Raw genomic sequence first — 17,261 nt, 5'->3', positions numbered from 1 at the left:
GAGAAGGTGGTTAAAAGACTTACAAAGACAGACAAGTTAAAGCATAAAACATGAAGATTATCATATCAGGAGCATATACTATTGGCTCTTATCTAGCTAGACTCCTCTCACGTAACAAGCAAGACATTGTGCTCATGGATGAGTGCTCGGAGAACCTAGAGAAGATTAGTAACGAGGCTGACTTACTAACGATGGAAGGCGCAGCAACCAGTATCAAGAATCTTAAAGAGGCTGGGGCTGAAGATGCCGACTTGTTTATTGCGGTTACGCCAGACGAGTCGAAGAATATTGCGGCATGCGTTCTTGCACACCAATTAGGGGCTAAGAAGACCGTTGCTCGTGTAGATAATCCAGAGTATGTAGAGCCTTCTAATCAAGAACTCTTCCATCAAATGGGAGTAAGCAGCATAATTTATCCAGAGCTTTTAGCCGCTAAAGACATCATCAATGGATTGAAGATGTCATGGGTACGTCAGCGTTGGGATGTGCATGATGGAGCGTTGGTCATGTTAGGTATTAAGCTGCGGGAGAGTTGTGAAATACTTGATCGTCCATTGAAAGAGATTAGTGGTCCGAATGATCCTTACCATGTAGTTGCTATCAAGCACAACGATGAGACGATTATACCAGGTGGTAATGATACCTTACAATTATATGACCTTGCTTACTTCATGACCACTAAGCAATATATACCATACGTGCGCAAGATAGTGGGAAAGGAGCATTATGTTGACGTGCAAAACGTTATCTTCATGGGAGGAGGTAAGACGGCTGCACGTGCAGTGAGGATGTTGCCAGAGTATATGCACGCCAAGATCATAGAGCAAGACCCAACGCGTTGCGAAGAGTTAAACAATATCTTGGACGAAGACACGCTTGTTATCAATGGTGACGGACGTGATATTGGATTGCTGCAAGAGGAGGGTATCCGTAATACACAAGCCTTTGTTTCATTGACATCGAACGCTGAAACGAATATTCTTGCTTGTCTAACTGCAAAGCGAATGGGCGTTCGCAAGACTGTAGCTGCCGTCGAGAACTTTGATTATGTGGGCACTGCTGAAAGCCTAGATATTGGTACTATCATCAATAAAAAGGCTGTTGCTGCCAGTCATATATACCAGATGATGTTGGATGCAAACGTTGAGAACATCCGATTCCTTATGTCCGTCAATGCCGATGTGGCTGAGTTTGTACCCAGCCCAGACGCTAAGATCACACGAAAAGTAGTCCGCGAACTCAATTTACCACGTGGAGTTACCATCGGCGGATTGGTTAGGAATGGAGAAGGAATGCTCGTTTCGGGTAACACGCAGATTGAGGCTGGTGACTCAGTAGTGGTCTTCTGTTACAATGTAGATATGAAGAAGGTAGAGAAACTATTTATGTGATTATGTTGAATCTGAAACTTATATCCAAGATTCTGGGCTCTCTCTTGTGGATAGAGGGAGTGTTGTTGCTGTGTTGCCTCTTTGTTTCTATATGGTATCAGGGCGATGATATACTACCATTTGTGTGGAGTATCTTAATCACAGTAGGCTCTGGATTCATCTTCCGAATCCTTGGACGCAATGCAGATAACCTATTAGGACGTCGTGATGCTTACTTTGTTGTGACCATATCGTGGATACTTTTCACCCTCTATGGCACACTTCCTTCCATGATCAGTGGCTATATTCCGAGTTTTACTGATGCTTTCTTTGAAGCTATGTCAGGCTTCACAACTACGGGAGCAACCATCCTCGACTTCCCCGAGAAACTACCGAAAGGCTTACTCTTCTGGCGTTCGTTGACCCAATGGATAGGTGGTTTAGGTATCGTGTTCTTTACTATTGCCATCCTTCCTTCTCTAGTGGGTGGGTCGGTAAAGGTGTTTGCTGCAGAGGCAACAGGACCTATTAAGAGTAAGTTACATCCGCGTATCAGCACCAGTGCTAAGTGGCTTTGGATAGTCTATTTAGTGTTAACTACCGCCTGCATCCTTAGTTATAAGGTTTGTGGAATGGGCTGGTTCGATGCCTTCAACTATTCTATGACGAGTACAGCAACAGGTGGCTTCGCTACGGAGAGTGGCTCAATTATGACCTTCCACTCGCCTGCGGAGGAATATGTATGTGCATTGTTTTGCTTCCTTTCAGGCGTAAACTTCACCTTATTATATGCATCAGTTATAGGGATGGATATTAAGAAACTCTTTAAGAACAGTGAGTTCCGTCTCTATACTATCATGGTTCTTTCCTTTGCAATCTTCATCACTTTCGAACTCGTTTGGCGTAATCACTACGACATAGAACACGCTTTCCGCAGTGCCATCTTCCAAGTTGTTTCATTCATCACAACGACTGGTCTCTTTAGTGATGACGCTGGTAAGTGGCCTCATGTGACGTGGGTTGTACTCGCAGCGTGTATGTTCTTCGGTGGATGTTCAGGTTCGACGAGTGGCGGACTGAAGAGTATTCGAGGTGTGATGTTGCTTAAAGTAGTTCGAAATGAGTTCCGTCAGATCCTCCATCCGAATGCTGTTCTACCCATGAAGATCGATGGTGTCAATATCTCGCAATCGAAACGTGTAACCTTACTAGGCTTTGTTGGGCTCTATCTCATCCTAACTCTTTTCTGTGCATTCACGATGATTGCCCTAGGAATTGACAATACTAACGCTATCACCATCACGTTAAGTAGTCTTGGAAATGTCGGTCCGACGTTAGGCATGGAGATTGGTCCTACGATGTCATGGGCGCAACTTCCCGACTTAGCAAAGTGGATTTGTTCGTTCTTAATGCTTGTTGGTCGACTGGAGTTATTCACTGTTCTCGTCCTCTTCACACCTGCTTTTTGGAAGAAGAATTAGCCCTTTAATAATTCAAAATTCATAATTCACAATTCAAAATTATGATTAGGTAGAGTTGACGAGTGGACAGGTTGACGAGTAAACTGGTTATTTGTTCAATAGAATATAGTACTATCAAGTAGGGACAGACGCCCTCGTCTGTCCGCAAAAATACTGCCAATAAAAGCCTCCCTAAGCCCATCCAAAGGAGGGGATGTAGCCTAATGGGATGTTATTTAGGGATTTACAAGCGGACAGACGAGGGCGTCTGTCCCTACTTTGTAGTACTATATAGATAAGGGGAGAGCTATTCATACAATCCTCCGTGAGGTACTCCTCCCCTTGGGGGAGGCTGGGTGGGGTTTCCAGTCGAGGGCGTCCTTCCCTACTTTGTAGTACTATATAGATAAGGGAAGATCTATTCATACAATCCTCCGTGAGGCACTCCTCCCCTTGGGGGAGGCTGGGTGGGATTTCCAGCCGAGGGCGTCTGTCCCTACTTTGCAGCATCACATTCAATAGAGGTAAATAATGAGTGGGGAATCAAAGAGAGGCTTTCTTTAATGCACCTACGTCCAAGAGGGTCTATAAGCGGACAAAAATTACAAATGTTAGTGTGTTTTGATCTGATAGAACTGTCTTAAACTTAGAAACTTGCTATGAATAAAGGGCATCTGGAAGATAAGAGATCACCAAATGTCCTTTATAATTTTCTTTTCGTAAGTTCGAATTATCGAATATCAATCACGATGTCGTATAAATCGCTTATAGAGAAATTTATTTACTTACTACTGCCTTCTCTGCTTTGAGCCTTTTATATTCTTCCAACATCTTTGCAGCACGCTCACGTGCGATGCGGGCAGGCTCACTGGTAGCTTCTTCTTCAGGGCGAATGCGCATAGTGTGGGCTAGATTGATAAGATCTTTCACAGCTTCTCCACCTGCAATAAGTCCAGCCGCAGCTGGTACCCACGCATTAGAATTGGGAATAGTATGGCGATCGGTGCACTTACGCATATCCTTATCAGGGCAGATACAATGGAAACGACAAGAGATTTCGGGTTGTTCTATACTCTCAAGCGGTTCTTCAGGACTATATACTACTTTAAGATGCTTAATCTTTGTCTTACGAAGTTTCTTACGAATCACCTTCGCCAGTGGGTCGTTAATAGTCTTGAAGATGTCGGTCACACGAAACTGCGTGGCATCCAGTTTATAAGCTGCACCCATACAAGAGAGCAATGGGATATTCAACTCATGAGAACGATAGATGAGATCGAGCTTAGCTGTTACTGTATCAATGCAATCAATGACATAATCATAATGTGAGAAGTCGAATTGATCAGCATTGTCGGGCAGATAAAATGTTTGATATTTTCGTACAATACAACGAGGATTGATAGAGTGAATACGCTCTTCTGCTACATCTACTTTATGCTTCCCCACTGTTCGAGTGGTGGCAAGGAGTTGACGATTGACATTCGTCAAACAAACACGGTCGTCATCAATAACATCAATAGCTCCCACGCCACTGCGTGCCAAGACTTCCACAACATATCCACCAACGCCTCCAACACCAAAGACAGCGACACGACTACCATTCAAGGTGTCGATAGCAGGCTTACCAAGGAGGAGTTGGGTTCTTGAAAATTGATTCTGCATTGTATTTTATTATCCTTTATTTGGGCTGCAAAGAAAGCGAGTTAAAAAGATCATTGCTCGCCGACTAAGCGTATAGACAATGGTTCAACAGTGATGAGCCGGCGCTTGTAAAGATCGCCAATAGCTCGCTTATACACTTTCTTCGATACCTGGAAACGACGCTTGATATCTTCTGCTTCGCTCTTATCGCCAAGGTCGCAGATGCCATTATGCTCACGGAGATACTGGAGGAGCACCTCTGCAAAGTCTTCTGCATGCTGCTGCCCTGTGGGTTGGAGTGTACAATCAATCTTTCCATCGGGGCGAACAGTGGATATGTAACCCTTCAATCGGTCGCCAGTGTGAACATATTGGAACACCTGATCTTCATAGATAAGACCTGGATACTGGTTATCAACAATCACCTTAAAACCAAGATCTGTCTTCTGCCATACAAGAAGATCAACCTTCTGTCCATGCTTATAATCACGTGGTCGACGTTCGTCAAGATAATGTTCCACTTTAGCAGACGCCACAAGGCGATAACTATCCTCATCCAAATGGATATGCACAATATATGAATTGCCCATTACCATGCGCTTTTTCTGCTCACGGAACGGACAAAAGAGGTCTTTCATCACACCCCACGAAAGGAATGCACCATACTCATTGACCCACGAACACTCCAAGTAAGCAAAGTCGCCCACCTGTGCCAGAGGTTCTTCGGTCGTAGCAATAGGGCGTTCGTCTTGGTCAAGATAGACAAACACTTCTATCTCATCACCTATCTCAGTACTTTCTGGCACATACTTCTGAGGCATGAGAATCTCACCATCTGATCCTCCATCGAGGAAAAGTCCAAATGGTTCTCCATTGCCTTCACGTAAGGCAATCTTTAATACAGTGAGCGTGTTGTATGCTCCGAGCTTTATTTTAGACATAATAACCCTTTATAGTTGAAGACAAGATAATCTCTTATAAGACAGAGTAACATAAGAACAACATTCTTTAAGTAACAGACTTATCATTCTAAGAATCTACTCATTCTCTATCTCGATAACAGCACTCCCTCCTTCTGTAGGGGTTGGGGGAGGCTTTCTATCATACCATCTTTGAGATGTATCGTTCTATCTGTTATGTGTGCAAGCCCTTCATCATGAGTAACTATGACGAAAGTCTGACCGAACTTATCGCGGAGATCGAAGAAGAGTTGATGCAACTCTTCTTTGTTCTTTGTGTCCAAACTACCTGAAGGCTCATCGGCAAGGATGACAGATGGATTGTTTACCAATGCTCGAGCTACTGCCACACGCTGCTTCTCACCACCTGATAGTTCGTTGGGCTTATGACTTGCACGGTCACTCAACCCCATAAACGCTAATAACTCCTCTGCGCGCTGACGTGCTTCCTTCGTCTTTCTGCCTGCAATGTAAGCAGGAATCATGATGTTCTCAAGGGCTGTGAACTCTGGTAAGAGTTGATGGAACTGGAATACAAAGCCGAGATGTTGGTTACGGAAGTCGCTCAACTTCCCCGTTGAAAGACTCCCAACGTCAATTCCATCGACAATGACAGAACCACTATCAGGCTTATCCAGGGTACCGATAATCTGCAATAAGGTTGTCTTACCAGCACCTGACGGTCCGACAATGCTCACCACTTCTCCTTTATTAATATGCAAGTCGATACCCTTCAGCACCTGCAGTGAACCGAAACTCTTGGTTATGTTCTTAATATCTATCATAATGCTATTCTTTTATTGGGGCTATTAGCCTTATTGGGCTTATTAGCCTAATACCCTCTTACACCTTATTATGAATCCACTCTCTCACAGCCTCGTAAGCACTGCGTTCCTCCGTATGTTGTGGTTGAGCAAACGTCATATCGTCCATACGATTGCCATACTGATCAGGAAAAATTATCATCAGTGTCTTACCCTTGAAGTAGCGATTCACCTCTTCTGGTAATCGTTCCATCGCACTCTTATAAGAAATTGTACCCTTACGAGCTGTGACGATCACAAATAGCTGATCAGCCTTCACACGTGTTGCCAAATCTGGAAGTTCTTTCCAATGATACATCTCCTCGTACTCGGCACGCACACTAGGGAATCTATTACGAATGAACTCCGTTATGAGTTGCAAACTCTCGCGGCGACCATGAAACACGATACGGCACTCCAAATTACCTGCCAGACGTGCCAATCGCTCTAACCAACGATAGAAACCAGGCTCAAACTCTGCACGAGAAGGCACTGCAACTTGTATTCTTCTTATCGTATTCAGGGGTTGGGTAATACGAGTAATGATAATTTGTCGGCTCAATCCATTATACAAACTACGTGTGAACTCCCCCCAAAAGTTCTTATTTATATCCTTATGGAAGTGCAACCCCATAAGTATCTCAGATGTCTGAAACTCTTTAAAAGCATGTTTGATACCATTAGCAATATTCGCCGCTATGCGCACCTGCGTTGTCATTGGTACATCTGAAGAACTAGCTAACCGATGAATCTGTTCCAACAAACGCTGCCCCTCCACTTGATTATGCCGCATATTAACATCATCATACACTACATTTAGGGCGACAAGCTCCTTCTTTAGTCGTGGATTACGCATCATTATAGCCATAGAGACCAAACTCTCTGCATATTCAGGATACTTCACAGGAATAAGAATCTTCTCGTCGTTAAGCGTCTTCACCATCTCTGGTTCCTCTTTCTCTTGTAAACGAATGCGCTGAGCAGCCCACTCTGTAACCAATGTTGATATGATACAAGTGAAGAGTATCATAATCACAATACCATTCAACACCTCATCTCCAAAGAGGTAAACTCCGGGAGAAACCTCCAAGCGACGCCCCACCATCACCATGGCAATAGCACCTGCGGCGTGCGCACTCGTAAGACCGAACATCATGTGCCCCGACATCTTCGACATCTTAAAGAGTCTTGCGGCAATATATGCTGCCACTGCCTTACCCAATGTTCCAAAGACAACAAGGCAAAAGACCACCCATAAGATGTTGGTGCCAGAGAAGAGTAAACGAACATTGATCAACATTCCCACACCAATTAGGAAGTAAGGAATGAACAGCGCATTACCCGTAAACTCAATGCGATTCATCAACGGAGAAACCTTCGGAACATATCTATTTAGGATCAAACCAGACAAGAATGCACCAAAGATGCCCTCTAAGCCAACAGCATCAGATAAAGAAGCCGAAAGAAATACAACCGCTAAGATGAAGATAAACTGCATAACAGCATCAGAATAACGGCGCAAGAACCAACGAGCAAGACGGGGTATAAAGAAGATTAGTCCAGCACAATAAACAACAAACTTCACAACGAAGAACAACCAGAAGCCAACTCCCCCACCGCCATGGAAGCTATTGACGATTGATGCCATCACGATCAAAGCAATGAAGAGTGCCATCATGGAAGAGCCAACACTCAACGTCGAACTTGTGTGCCGTGTCAGTCCATATCTTCCTACGATCGGATAGGCTATCAGCGTGTTCGATGCCATAATAGCAGCGAGTAACAATGCGGCTAATGGCGTATAACTCAACAAACTAACGCCCATCAGATAAGTCATAATAAACGGACAAAGGAAGGTTAACAGCCCGAAGATCATCACCCGATTACGATTCTTCTTCAGCCCCTCCATATCCATCTCAAGCCCCGCTAAGAACATAATATAATACAAGCCAACACGCCCGAATAACTCGAATGAAGCATCACGCTCCAAGATATTCAGCCCGTACTTACCAACGATAACTCCCGCCAACACCATACCAATGATATGAGGTATGCGCAATCGACCCATGATGATAGGTGAAATAAGTATCATCAAAAGCACCACAAAGAATATCAGTGTCGGGTCGGCTATAGGGAAATACTGTGATAAATGCAACATGAATGTCTATTAACTTATTGCTTGCAAAGTTACTAAAAAAGTTTGGCAACATTCCATCTTAGCATATATTCATAAATTATATAAGCCAAAATTTAAGTCAATATACTTTGTTCCCCACACTTACATACGCTTTCCGCATTCAGTTCCTGCGGCTCCCGTATTCTTTACATACGTATTCTGCATTCACGGAATACGTATCTTTTCTTATTATCTAAGCGTGATAAAGTATTATCAGACTTAGATAACTAATTATCACGCTTAGATAATTAATTATCACACTTAGATAATACTATTACTTATGCTTCAAAACAATACAGAACACCGAAGAAACAAAAAGAAAAGCAGCGGAAAAGAAATGCTAAACATATACATTTCGATTCCACTGCTTGTGCTTTACAATAGGTAAAGAGTGCTTCCAACTATCAAACAGGTATATTACTTCAAGAGATGAACCCCATTTTACACCCTTTGTATATATGCCGGAGCGTAAATTATCACGACTTATTTTGCCCTTTAAACTGTAAGTAATACTGTGCTTTCTGCGCTTCTATCTCTGCCTTCAGTTCCTCTTGTGTGGGTAGATAGAGCTTATACTTTGTCGCAAAAAGTTGTTTACTATCGTGAAGTATGGAGTATCGTGCAATGTCTTCATCCGTGTCCGAACATAAAAGAATACCTATGGTCGGGTTATCACCATCCGTCCGTTTGAGCTCATCAAACATCCTGACATACATATCCATCTGCCCCACATCCTGGTGCGTAACCTTTGATGTCTTTAGATCCATCAATACGAAGCACTTTAGGAAGTAGTTATAAAAGACCAAATCGATGTAATAATCCTCCTTCTCCGTATGGATATGTTGCTGGCGCCCAACGAATGCGTAGCCCTTTCCTAGCTCCATGATGAACTTCTGGAGATTACTGATAATACTGCTCTCTAGGTCTGTTTCCGTAAAAGAAGTATTCGGTGTGAATCCTAAGAACTCTGCAACAACAGGGCTTTTAATGAATTCCAACTTCTCAACAAGTGGACTGCTTTTCTCTAGCATCTCCTCTCTTACCAGCTCCTTATGATGAGATTGCAATAGACGATAGTAGTACTGACTACTCACGTTACGCTGGAGTGTTCTAACGCTCCAACCCTCTGTAACAGCTTCCTGCTCATACCATGCCCTTGCCTCATCATCTCGAACCTGCAACAATACGCTATAATGTGTCCAAGTGAGACGAATGGAAGATTTTCCAGTCACCGACTGGAGAATGTCATGTAGAGCCGATTTTCCAGTCGAAAACTGGAATATGTCTGGGTAAAGTTGACTAAAGAGTATGTAATTATAAAGGTTACTCTTAGAGAAACCCTTACCATATCTATGTACAAGTAGACCGCTTAACTCTTGTATAACTCGCTTACCATAATCAGCACGGGAATACTTTAATAGCTCCTCATTCAGCCTCTTTCCTAACAGCCAATTACGCTTCAGTAGGGCGATATTCACGGCATGATACGCCTCATGTTGCGCCTCATCGATGATTAAGCAACTCTCTTCAAACAAATGCTCTTTGCTTGGAAGTTCGGGTTCTTGTGTAGTATTATTCATTGTTATAATTGTTTAGATTGTTCAACTCAAGCCTTCTTACTTCTCTTCTTCTCAAGTGTTTTTAGTTATAGATGTACTCTATTAAATCCGAGGTCAAAGTTACAAAAGAAGTTGAATATAGGCAAATATAACCCACCAAAGGCTAAAAGAAAGACAGATTGTAGCTTGTATTACAAGAAAAATAGTACTTTTGCAAGTACAAGTGATTAATTGAAAACAATAAAAACAAAGTATATGAAAGTAGCAATTGTGGGTGCTAGCGGTGCAGTTGGGCAGGAGTTCCTACGCATCTTAGCGGAAAGGAATTTCCCAATGGATGACCTTGTACTCTTTGGTTCAACGCGTTCTGCAGGCAAGAAGTACGTTTTTAAGGGTAAAGAATATGAAGTAAAACTACTCCAGCATAACGACGATTTCAAGGATGTAGACATTGCTTTCACCAGCGCAGGCGGTGGTACTTCAGCCGAGTTTGCCGATACGATCACCCGATACGGTGCTGTGATGATTGATAACTCCAGCCAGTTCCGTCAGGAAGCAGACGTTCCTTTGGTTGTTCCAGAGATCAACCCAGAGGATGCCCTCATACGTCCTCGTGGTATTATAGCCAACCCTAACTGTACAACGATTATGATGGTTGTTGTCTTAAACCCTATCGATAAGCTCAGTCATATCAAGAAGGTGCATGTCAGTAGTTACCAGAGTGCATCGGGTGCGGGCGCTGCTGCCATGCAAGAACTGCAACAACAATACAAGGAACTGGTTGAGACTGGTGAGGTAAAGACCATCGAGAAGTTTCCACACCAGCTCGCTTACAATGTCATCCCACAAATAGATAAGATGACAGAGAACGACTATACGAAGGAAGAAATGAAGATGTTTAATGAGACGCGTAAAATAATGCACTCCGACGTACGCACTTCTGCGACCTGTGTTCGCGTCTCTTCACTCCGCAGCCATTCGGAGGCTGTATGGTTCGAGACCGAACGCCCGCTATCTGTTGAAGAGATTCGTGAGGCATTGAAGGCGGCTCCTGGCGTAACACTCGTTGATGATCCGCAGCACTATGTGTACCCAATGCCACTCGAGAGTGCAGGTAAGGACGATGTCTATGTAGGTCGTATTCGCAAGGATCTAGCCGATGACAACGGTAACACGCTATGGCTTACTGGTGATCAGATACGTAAGGGTGCGGCATTGAATGCAGTGCAGATTGCAGAGTATCTGATTAAGGTGGGGGATGTGAAGTAAGGGTAGAGACTATAAAAAAAGCCTCACCCCCGCCCCCTCTCCGAATGGAGAGGGGAGTGATTAGTAAGACTTGCTTGTAGACTAAATAATGTTTACTTGTGAGACAAATAACATTCTTCTGTGAGGTTAGATACATATAAGAAAAATAAAAAGAGTTCATTTGCTATCATGCAAATGAACTCTTTTTATTTTATAATAGACGTACGATACCTCCAAAAGGAATAATCTCTATTCTATCGAAAGAACGTAAGATTTAGTACTATCTACTCCCCTCTCCATTCGGAGAGGGGGCGGGGGTGAGGCTTCTTTAACGCTCGAACTGTTCTATACTCAAGCCTCCTTCCGTCAGCTTCTCAATCTCAGGAACAATGCGAGTGAAGTGCTCTGAACGGGCATGACGGGCTAAGCAAACCTTATTCTCCCATGTTTCACAAAACATGAAAACACCCGGTTGGGTTGCACTCTCAAACAAATCGTAACCTTTGTTGCCCTCATCTTTTCGAGAGATTTCCACTAACTCGTCTGCAAGAGCCTTCACTTGAGCTGTCGTAACACCCTCTTTTACCTTGAAAAAAGCGTTTAATCTGATCATAATTTCTACTTATTTAGTCGATAAAACTTTACTTATTCTTCTTGTAATAAGCCACTGCAGCAGCCACATTAGCCTTTATTGCACGTGAAGAGAATGTAGCACCTGTTGCACCATCAACCTGCTCTGCCTTTGCAGCCTTAGCCACTTTCATTCCTTCAAACTTAGGGAGTAGGTTCTGCTTCACCGTGTTGAAGTATCGAGGTGATTCATGATTTGCCAATGGAACAACCTTTACAACCTTGTTATTCTTGATATAAACCTCCACAGGAGTAGCCCCCTTAAATCCCTTTACATTTGGAGTTAGGGTCGTGGTGTTCACTACGTATGTTCCATCTGCTTGTTTATACATCACCTTTCCCTGCTGGACTGCAGCAAAAGCAACGCTACCTGTAATTGCTAAAGCTATGAAGGTAGCTGAAAGAAACTTCTTATTCAACATTATTTTTACCTTTATCTATTTGCTATCTGTGTGCTTGCAAATATACGAAAAACTATGTTTCTAACACGATGTTTTTGTTTTTTTAATGGTAGAACACACCTACTTATAAGCCTATAAACCACTTTCTATATCGCAGACAGAACCTAAAAATAGCGTAAAAGAGGCTTCCCTATAAGAAAAAATAGTCTATTTTTAATAAGAAAACAAACGAACAACGAAGAGAAAATAAACTAAAAATTAACTCAAGAGAAACCCTTTTCAAACATAGGGGACCATCCGCACCCACATAAACGGGTATCTCTTCAAAAATAGAAAGAACTTATCAACATCACAAGACATAACCATCAACAACAGAATCATTTGCTTTTTTATTCCCAATACTTCGTCTCTTTTTCTAAAAGTTCGTACATTTGTAAGCAGTATCTATCAATACCAAACAATGAAATATATACTATTACCTAAACAAGATAAGTCCCACCAGCTACCTTTCTATTTTGCTGTCGAAGAATACGTAGCCCATCATTACCCCGATGATGATTATTTCTTGGCATGGCGTGTACCCCCTACTGTGATGTTAGGGCGCAATCAACTGATTGAAAATGAGGTGAACGTTGATTATTGCAAGGCACATTCTATCGACATATTCAGGCGTAAGAGCGGTGGAGGATGTATCTATGCCGATGAAGGGTGCATACAGTTTTCGTATATCTCACACCTTTCTAATGCGAATGAAGCCTTCGTTCAATACATGAATCGCATGACTAATTTGCTACAAAGTATTGGTATCGACGCACAGTTATCAGGGCGAAATGACATCCTCATCAACGACACAAAGGTTTCAGGATGTGCTTTTTATCAACTTAACAATCGCAGTGTTCTGCATAATTCATTGCTTTTCAACACACAACTATCGCATCTTTCAGATGCACTCACGCCCTCACTTGCGAAGCTCAAGAGCAAAGGAATCGATTCTGTTCGGCAACGTGTCACCAACGTATCACAATATACTGACATTGAAATAACCGACTTCATGCGCTATGCCCAACAGCAATTCTGCCATAGTGAGGTGTTAGAATTGACCGAAGAGGATATGCTGGGAATTGAAAGAATCGAACAGGAGTTAGCCTCCGACAGCTTTGTTTATGGTAAAAATCCGAAATATTCTATTGTAAAAAAGCATCGTTTCGAGGGTGTGGGAACACTGGAAGCGCACATAGAACTAAAGAATAACACGATTGTAAACATCAATTTGATGGGCGATTATTTCCTCCTTGGAGATATTGATAACGCTCTTCTGAAACCATTAAAAGGCGTGGAGTTTACGAGAGAGGCTGTTGAAAATATTTTAGAAAACACTGATTTGTCGACTATCATACGTGGCTTTCAACTCTCACAACTGCTCCGCTTGCTCTTTGGACGCAAACCACACGTGATGAAACCAGAGTGGTTAAAGATTGATCTAACATCGAAGAAGTCTACTGGTGAGACTGCAGGGATCTTGTCGAAACACCACATGAACACCATCTGTACGAGTGGCTTATGTCCAAACAGGGCTGAATGTTGGATGGCACGCACGGCAACTCTGATGATTGGGGGCGATATCTGCACCCGAAAATGCCGTTTCTGCAACACTTTGAGTGGGCGACCAAGAGCATTAGATAGCAACGAACCAACAAGAGTAGCCGAATCCATCAAGGCTTTAGGACTGCGTTATGCCGTCATCACATCGGTTGATCGTGACGATTTAGACGACTACGGAGCAGCACATTGGGTACAGACTATCAAGGAAATACAGCGTTTGAACCCCGAAACAAAGGTCGAACTACTTATCCCTGACTTTATGGGTAAAGCCGAACTCATACGTCAGGTGATGGCAACAAAGCCTCATGTGGCTGGTCATAACATGGAGACTGTACGCCGACTGACACCTTCCGTGCGTTCAGTAGCACGATATGACCGAAGTTTGGAGGTGTTGCATGAGATTACGAAGTGCGGTATTACAGCCAAAACAGGCTTTATGTTGGGCTTAGGAGAGACCCACGAAGAGATATTAGAGACGATGGATGACATTCTCAAAACGGGTTGTAAGCGTCTAACCTTGGGTCAGTACCTTCAACCAACAGCCCATCATCTCCCCGTATCAGCTTATATTACCCCCGAACAATTTGCCGATTATAAGCGCATTGCATTAGAGAAAGGATTCAAGCATGTGGTGAGTGGACCGCTGGTTCGCTCTTCTTATCATGCTGCAGAGGGGTAAAACAAGGTTGAGAATAGGCTCTCCCCTACCCCTTACAGACATGGTTTTAGACAGAATGACACAATGACATGTTGTTTTAATGACATATCTCTATGATAGAGGAGACGTGGTTTTAAACAGAATGACATAATGACATGCTGTTTTAATGACATATTTCTAAGATAGAAGAGGCGTGTTTTTAGACATAAAGACATAATGATATGTTCTTTTAATGGCATATTTCTAAGATAGAGGAGACGTGGTTTTAGACAGAATGACATAATGACATGCTGTTTTAATGACATATTTCTATGACAGAGGAATATAGGAACAAGAGGGCTGTAACGCCACCCCAAAGTAGGGACAGACGCCTTCGTCTGTCCGCTCAAAATCCCTGTTTCCATTGATACATACCACATTTGGGCGGACAGACGAGGGCGTCTGTCCCTACTTTGGGGTGCTACTTAGGTTGCGAATAATGCTGTCTACACTTCTTAACTATCAAACAAATATTCAATATCATGCTGCTTCATAACCGCAATAATCGGTTCGCCAGATGGCGTGTAATTGACATTTTCACAAGTGAAAAGCTCATTCACAAGGTTATCCATCTCACTATTGGTCAATACCTGACCCTGTGGAATAGCGGCATTACGTGCTAAACTCAAAGCGAGTGTACGATCGATATCTTCCTTCACACTTGCCCCACTCTCCACAGCTGATGCCACCATATCTTGAATAAGACTAACAGCATTGAGCCCTTCGATGCCTGCTGGCACTCCATTCACTGCATAACTATCACCACCGAGACTATCCAATTGGAAGCCCATATCTGCCATTTCAGGGAGGATGCGATCGATGATTAACTTGTCAGATACCGTGAATTGCACCACTTCAGGGAATAGAACCTTTTGCGAATGAGCCTTATGAGATGACAACTGGCGCAAGTACTCCTCATATAAAATGCGTATATGAGCACGGTGCTGGTCGATAATCATCAAGCCAGACTTCACCGCTGTCATGATATAACTACCCTTATACTGATAGTGCGAAGGTGACTTTTCCTCTATCATCGACTCGTTTGCAGAGGCTGTAGAGGCTGATGAAATAATCAAACTCTCATCTGTTGGAGTCGTATTAACATCTAAATCATCTTGTTCAAAGAGTTTTGACTGGCGTATCTCAGCATTACCGTCTAAACCAGAGTACAACTCCTCCCAACCCTCTGGCACACTCGGCTTCTGCGGTTGGGCAGTTTGTTTAAAGGGATTGAACGATGGGTTTATTTCAACCTTCGGTGCTTTAGTTCCCGAATGAGGGTCGAATACTGGAATATCAGGCTTCCCTTCGGTGTCAAAGTCAATCGAAGGAATGTCATTAAAGCGTCCCACGGCTTCTTTCACAGCTGCTAAAAGAATCTGCCAGATGGCTTGCTCATTCTCAAACTTTATCTCCGTCTTTGTCGGATGAATGTTTACATCAATGTTCGTAGGCGGTACTTCAAAATAAAGAAAGTAAGGAATCTGCTCGCCCTGAGGGATAAGTCGATCGAACGCAGTGATAACCGCCTTATGAAAATACGGGTGTTTCATATAACGTTCATTAACGAAGAAGTACTGCTGGGGCGTCTTCTTGCGTGCAGACTCTGGTTTCCCAACAAAGCCATGGATATGACATAGACTCGTGTCAACGTCTATTGCCAAGAGATCTTGGTTCAGTCTCTTCCCAAACACCTCAACAATTCGCTGTCTATAGTTGCATGATCGCAGATTAAAAAGCTCTGTTCCATTACTATATAAGGTAAAGGCTATATGTGGATAAACCAATACAATGCGTTCAAAAGCATTGATGATATTATTCAATTCGGTGGTGTTCGACTTCAAAAACTTGCGTCGTGCAGGTACATTGAAGAAGAGATTCTCAACCAAGAAATTACTTCCTACAGGGCAAGAACAAGGTTCTTGATTCGTAAAACGACTACCCGAGATAGACAGATGAGTACCGAGATCATCATTCGCCATGCGTGTCTTCAATTCTATCTGCGCCACCGCAGCAATCGACGCAAGTGCTTCTCCACGAAAGCCCATGGTATGGAGTGAGAAAAGATCATCTGCCTTCCGTATCTTAGAAGTTGCATGACGCTCGAAAGAGAGGCGTGCATCAGTCTCTGACATACCCTTTCCGTTATCAATCACTTGGATAGATGTGCGCCCCGCATCGACTACTAAGACATTAATTGACGTTGCTCCAGCGTCGATGGCATTCTCTACTAGCTCTTTGATAACGGATGCAGGGCGTTGAATAACCTCTCCCGCAGCAATCTGATTGGCTACACTATCGGGTAAAAGTTGTATGATATCACTCATTGATTAATAATGCTTAAGCAATAAACAAGAATAAGATAAGCAGTGCTATAACACCTGCAGAGAGTATCAAAGACACCCACATGGCTGTGAAACGATTGTATTTGTGTGTCAAAACTTGTGGTCGCAAGCTATGAGAAAGACGCCTTTGAAGTCCCTCACGATACCCCTCCTTTGGCTCATCTTGCTGTTCTAACTCATTTTTCGCACGCTTCTCTATATCCGAGAGGAACTCTTTACGCTCGTCAACATACATATATTCATGATGAAAACGACGGGGCTTTGATGATTGAAAGAAGAACATATTTCAAAGGAGTTAATGATGTTAATAATGTGAAGAGAAGTTGACCTATTGTCGTAAATGATTCTACCTATTGTCGTAAATGATTAC

General features: G+C 43.0%; 13 protein-coding genes. 4 read left to right on the top strand and 9 right to left on the bottom strand.

All coding sequences use genetic code 11. From position 1 onward, the window contains the following. Nucleotides 1-50 precede the first annotated feature (50 nt). A complete protein-coding gene (gene trkA, locus D464_RS0110175) occupies nt 51-1,391 on the top strand; it encodes a Trk system potassium transporter TrkA (RefSeq protein ID WP_018911311.1) in 1,341 nt (446 codons plus the stop codon). A 2-nt stretch (nt 1,392-1,393) separates the two neighbouring features. Beyond that, complete coding sequence (locus D464_RS0110170) at nt 1,394-2,851, top strand: TrkH family potassium uptake protein (protein ID WP_004382282.1); 1,458 nt, start codon at nt 1,394-1,396, stop codon at nt 2,849-2,851. 756 nt (nt 2,852-3,607) lie between these two features. Here the strand turns inward: D464_RS0110170 and D464_RS0110165 are convergent. The 5 genes from D464_RS0110165 to D464_RS0110145 all read right to left on the bottom strand — a co-directional run bounded on the left by D464_RS0110165 (nt 3,608) and on the right by D464_RS0110145 (nt 9,989). Further along, nucleotides 3,608-4,492 (bottom strand): tRNA threonylcarbamoyladenosine dehydratase, encoded by an 885-nt coding sequence (locus D464_RS0110165; RefSeq protein WP_018911310.1) that lies wholly within the window; start codon nt 4,490-4,492, stop codon nt 3,608-3,610. A 50-nt stretch (nt 4,493-4,542) separates the two neighbouring features. Next, nucleotides 4,543-5,412: a CvfB family protein gene (locus D464_RS0110160; protein ID WP_018911309.1), complete on the bottom strand. Its 870-nt coding sequence runs from the start codon at nt 5,410-5,412 to the stop codon at nt 4,543-4,545. Nucleotides 5,413-5,519: 107 nt separating this feature from the next. Further along, nucleotides 5,520-6,215, bottom strand: a complete 696-nt coding sequence (locus tag D464_RS0110155) for an ABC transporter ATP-binding protein (RefSeq protein WP_026284687.1) — start codon at nt 6,213-6,215, stop codon at nt 5,520-5,522. A gap of 58 nt (nt 6,216-6,273) precedes the next feature. Next, a complete protein-coding gene (locus D464_RS0110150) occupies nt 6,274-8,391 on the bottom strand; it encodes a cation:proton antiporter (RefSeq protein WP_018911308.1) in 2,118 nt (705 codons plus the stop codon). A gap of 494 nt (nt 8,392-8,885) precedes the next feature. Further along, nucleotides 8,886-9,989 (bottom strand): PDDEXK nuclease domain-containing protein, encoded by a 1,104-nt coding sequence (locus D464_RS0110145; protein ID WP_018911307.1) that lies wholly within the window; start codon nt 9,987-9,989, stop codon nt 8,886-8,888. Between the two features lie 234 nt (nt 9,990-10,223). Here D464_RS0110145 and D464_RS0110140 point away from each other — a divergent pair, with 234 nt between their 5' ends. Next, nucleotides 10,224-11,237: an aspartate-semialdehyde dehydrogenase gene (locus tag D464_RS0110140; protein ID WP_018911306.1), complete on the top strand. Its 1,014-nt coding sequence runs from the start codon at nt 10,224-10,226 to the stop codon at nt 11,235-11,237. 307 nt (nt 11,238-11,544) lie between these two features. Here the strand turns inward: D464_RS0110140 and D464_RS0110135 are convergent, their stop codons facing one another. Together D464_RS0110135 and D464_RS0110130 are read right to left on the bottom strand one after the other, a co-directional pair. Next, on the bottom strand, nt 11,545-11,829 hold the full coding sequence (locus D464_RS0110135) for a putative quinol monooxygenase (RefSeq protein ID WP_018911305.1): 285 nt from the start codon (nt 11,827-11,829) through the stop codon (nt 11,545-11,547). A 28-nt stretch (nt 11,830-11,857) separates the two neighbouring features. Beyond that, the gene (locus tag D464_RS0110130; protein WP_004382329.1) at nt 11,858-12,268 is read right to left on the bottom strand and encodes an FMN-binding protein; all 411 of its coding nucleotides are present in this window, start codon (nt 12,266-12,268) and stop codon (nt 11,858-11,860) included. Between the two features lie 439 nt (nt 12,269-12,707). Here D464_RS0110130 and lipA point away from each other — a divergent pair, with 439 nt between their 5' ends. After that, nucleotides 12,708-14,528 (top strand): lipoyl synthase, encoded by a 1,821-nt coding sequence (gene lipA / locus D464_RS13435; RefSeq protein WP_018911304.1) that lies wholly within the window; start codon nt 12,708-12,710, stop codon nt 14,526-14,528. A 473-nt stretch (nt 14,529-15,001) separates the two neighbouring features. On the opposite strand, the gene mutL is transcribed toward lipA, so the two are convergent. Continuing rightward, on the bottom strand, nt 15,002-16,873 hold the full coding sequence (mutL, locus tag D464_RS0110120) for a DNA mismatch repair endonuclease MutL (protein WP_018911303.1): 1,872 nt from the start codon (nt 16,871-16,873) through the stop codon (nt 15,002-15,004). A 13-nt stretch (nt 16,874-16,886) separates the two neighbouring features. After that, nucleotides 16,887-17,174 carry a hypothetical protein gene (locus D464_RS0110115; protein WP_018911302.1) on the bottom strand — a complete coding sequence of 96 codons (288 nt, stop codon included), beginning with the start codon at nt 17,172-17,174 and terminating at the stop codon, nt 16,887-16,889. Nucleotides 17,175-17,261 lie beyond the last annotated feature (87 nt).

The organism is Prevotella veroralis DSM 19559 = JCM 6290 (assembly GCF_000377625.1).
Taxonomy (GTDB): domain Bacteria; phylum Bacteroidota; class Bacteroidia; order Bacteroidales; family Bacteroidaceae; genus Prevotella; species Prevotella veroralis.
The sequence above is the reverse complement of the archived record's forward strand: the minus strand, read 5'-3'. Positions and strand labels throughout refer to the sequence as shown.

What these genes read in the sequence shown, in the direction of transcription:
- D464_RS0110160 (WP_018911309.1), bottom strand. Translation starts at nt 5,412, where the DNA reads ATGTCTAAAATAAAGCTCGGAGCATACAACACGCTCACTGTATTAAAG.
- D464_RS0110130 (WP_004382329.1), bottom strand. Translation starts at nt 12,268, where the DNA reads ATGTTGAATAAGAAGTTTCTTTCAGCTACCTTCATAGCTTTAGCAATT.
- D464_RS0110170 (WP_004382282.1), top strand. Translation starts at nt 1,394, where the DNA reads ATGTTGAATCTGAAACTTATATCCAAGATTCTGGGCTCTCTCTTGTGG.
- D464_RS0110165 (WP_018911310.1), bottom strand. Translation starts at nt 4,492, where the DNA reads ATGCAGAATCAATTTTCAAGAACCCAACTCCTCCTTGGTAAGCCTGCT.
- lipA (WP_018911304.1), top strand. Translation starts at nt 12,708, where the DNA reads ATGAAATATATACTATTACCTAAACAAGATAAGTCCCACCAGCTACCT.
- D464_RS0110145 (WP_018911307.1), bottom strand. Translation starts at nt 9,989, where the DNA reads ATGAATAATACTACACAAGAACCCGAACTTCCAAGCAAAGAGCATTTG.
- D464_RS0110140 (WP_018911306.1), top strand. Translation starts at nt 10,224, where the DNA reads ATGAAAGTAGCAATTGTGGGTGCTAGCGGTGCAGTTGGGCAGGAGTTC.
- D464_RS0110155 (WP_026284687.1), bottom strand. Translation starts at nt 6,215, where the DNA reads ATGATAGATATTAAGAACATAACCAAGAGTTTCGGTTCACTGCAGGTG.
- D464_RS0110135 (WP_018911305.1), bottom strand. Translation starts at nt 11,829, where the DNA reads ATGATCAGATTAAACGCTTTTTTCAAGGTAAAAGAGGGTGTTACGACA.
- trkA (WP_018911311.1), top strand. Translation starts at nt 51, where the DNA reads ATGAAGATTATCATATCAGGAGCATATACTATTGGCTCTTATCTAGCT.
- D464_RS0110115 (WP_018911302.1), bottom strand. Translation starts at nt 17,174, where the DNA reads ATGTTCTTCTTTCAATCATCAAAGCCCCGTCGTTTTCATCATGAATAT.
- D464_RS0110150 (WP_018911308.1), bottom strand. Translation starts at nt 8,391, where the DNA reads ATGTTGCATTTATCACAGTATTTCCCTATAGCCGACCCGACACTGATA.
- mutL (WP_018911303.1), bottom strand. Translation starts at nt 16,873, where the DNA reads ATGAGTGATATCATACAACTTTTACCCGATAGTGTAGCCAATCAGATT.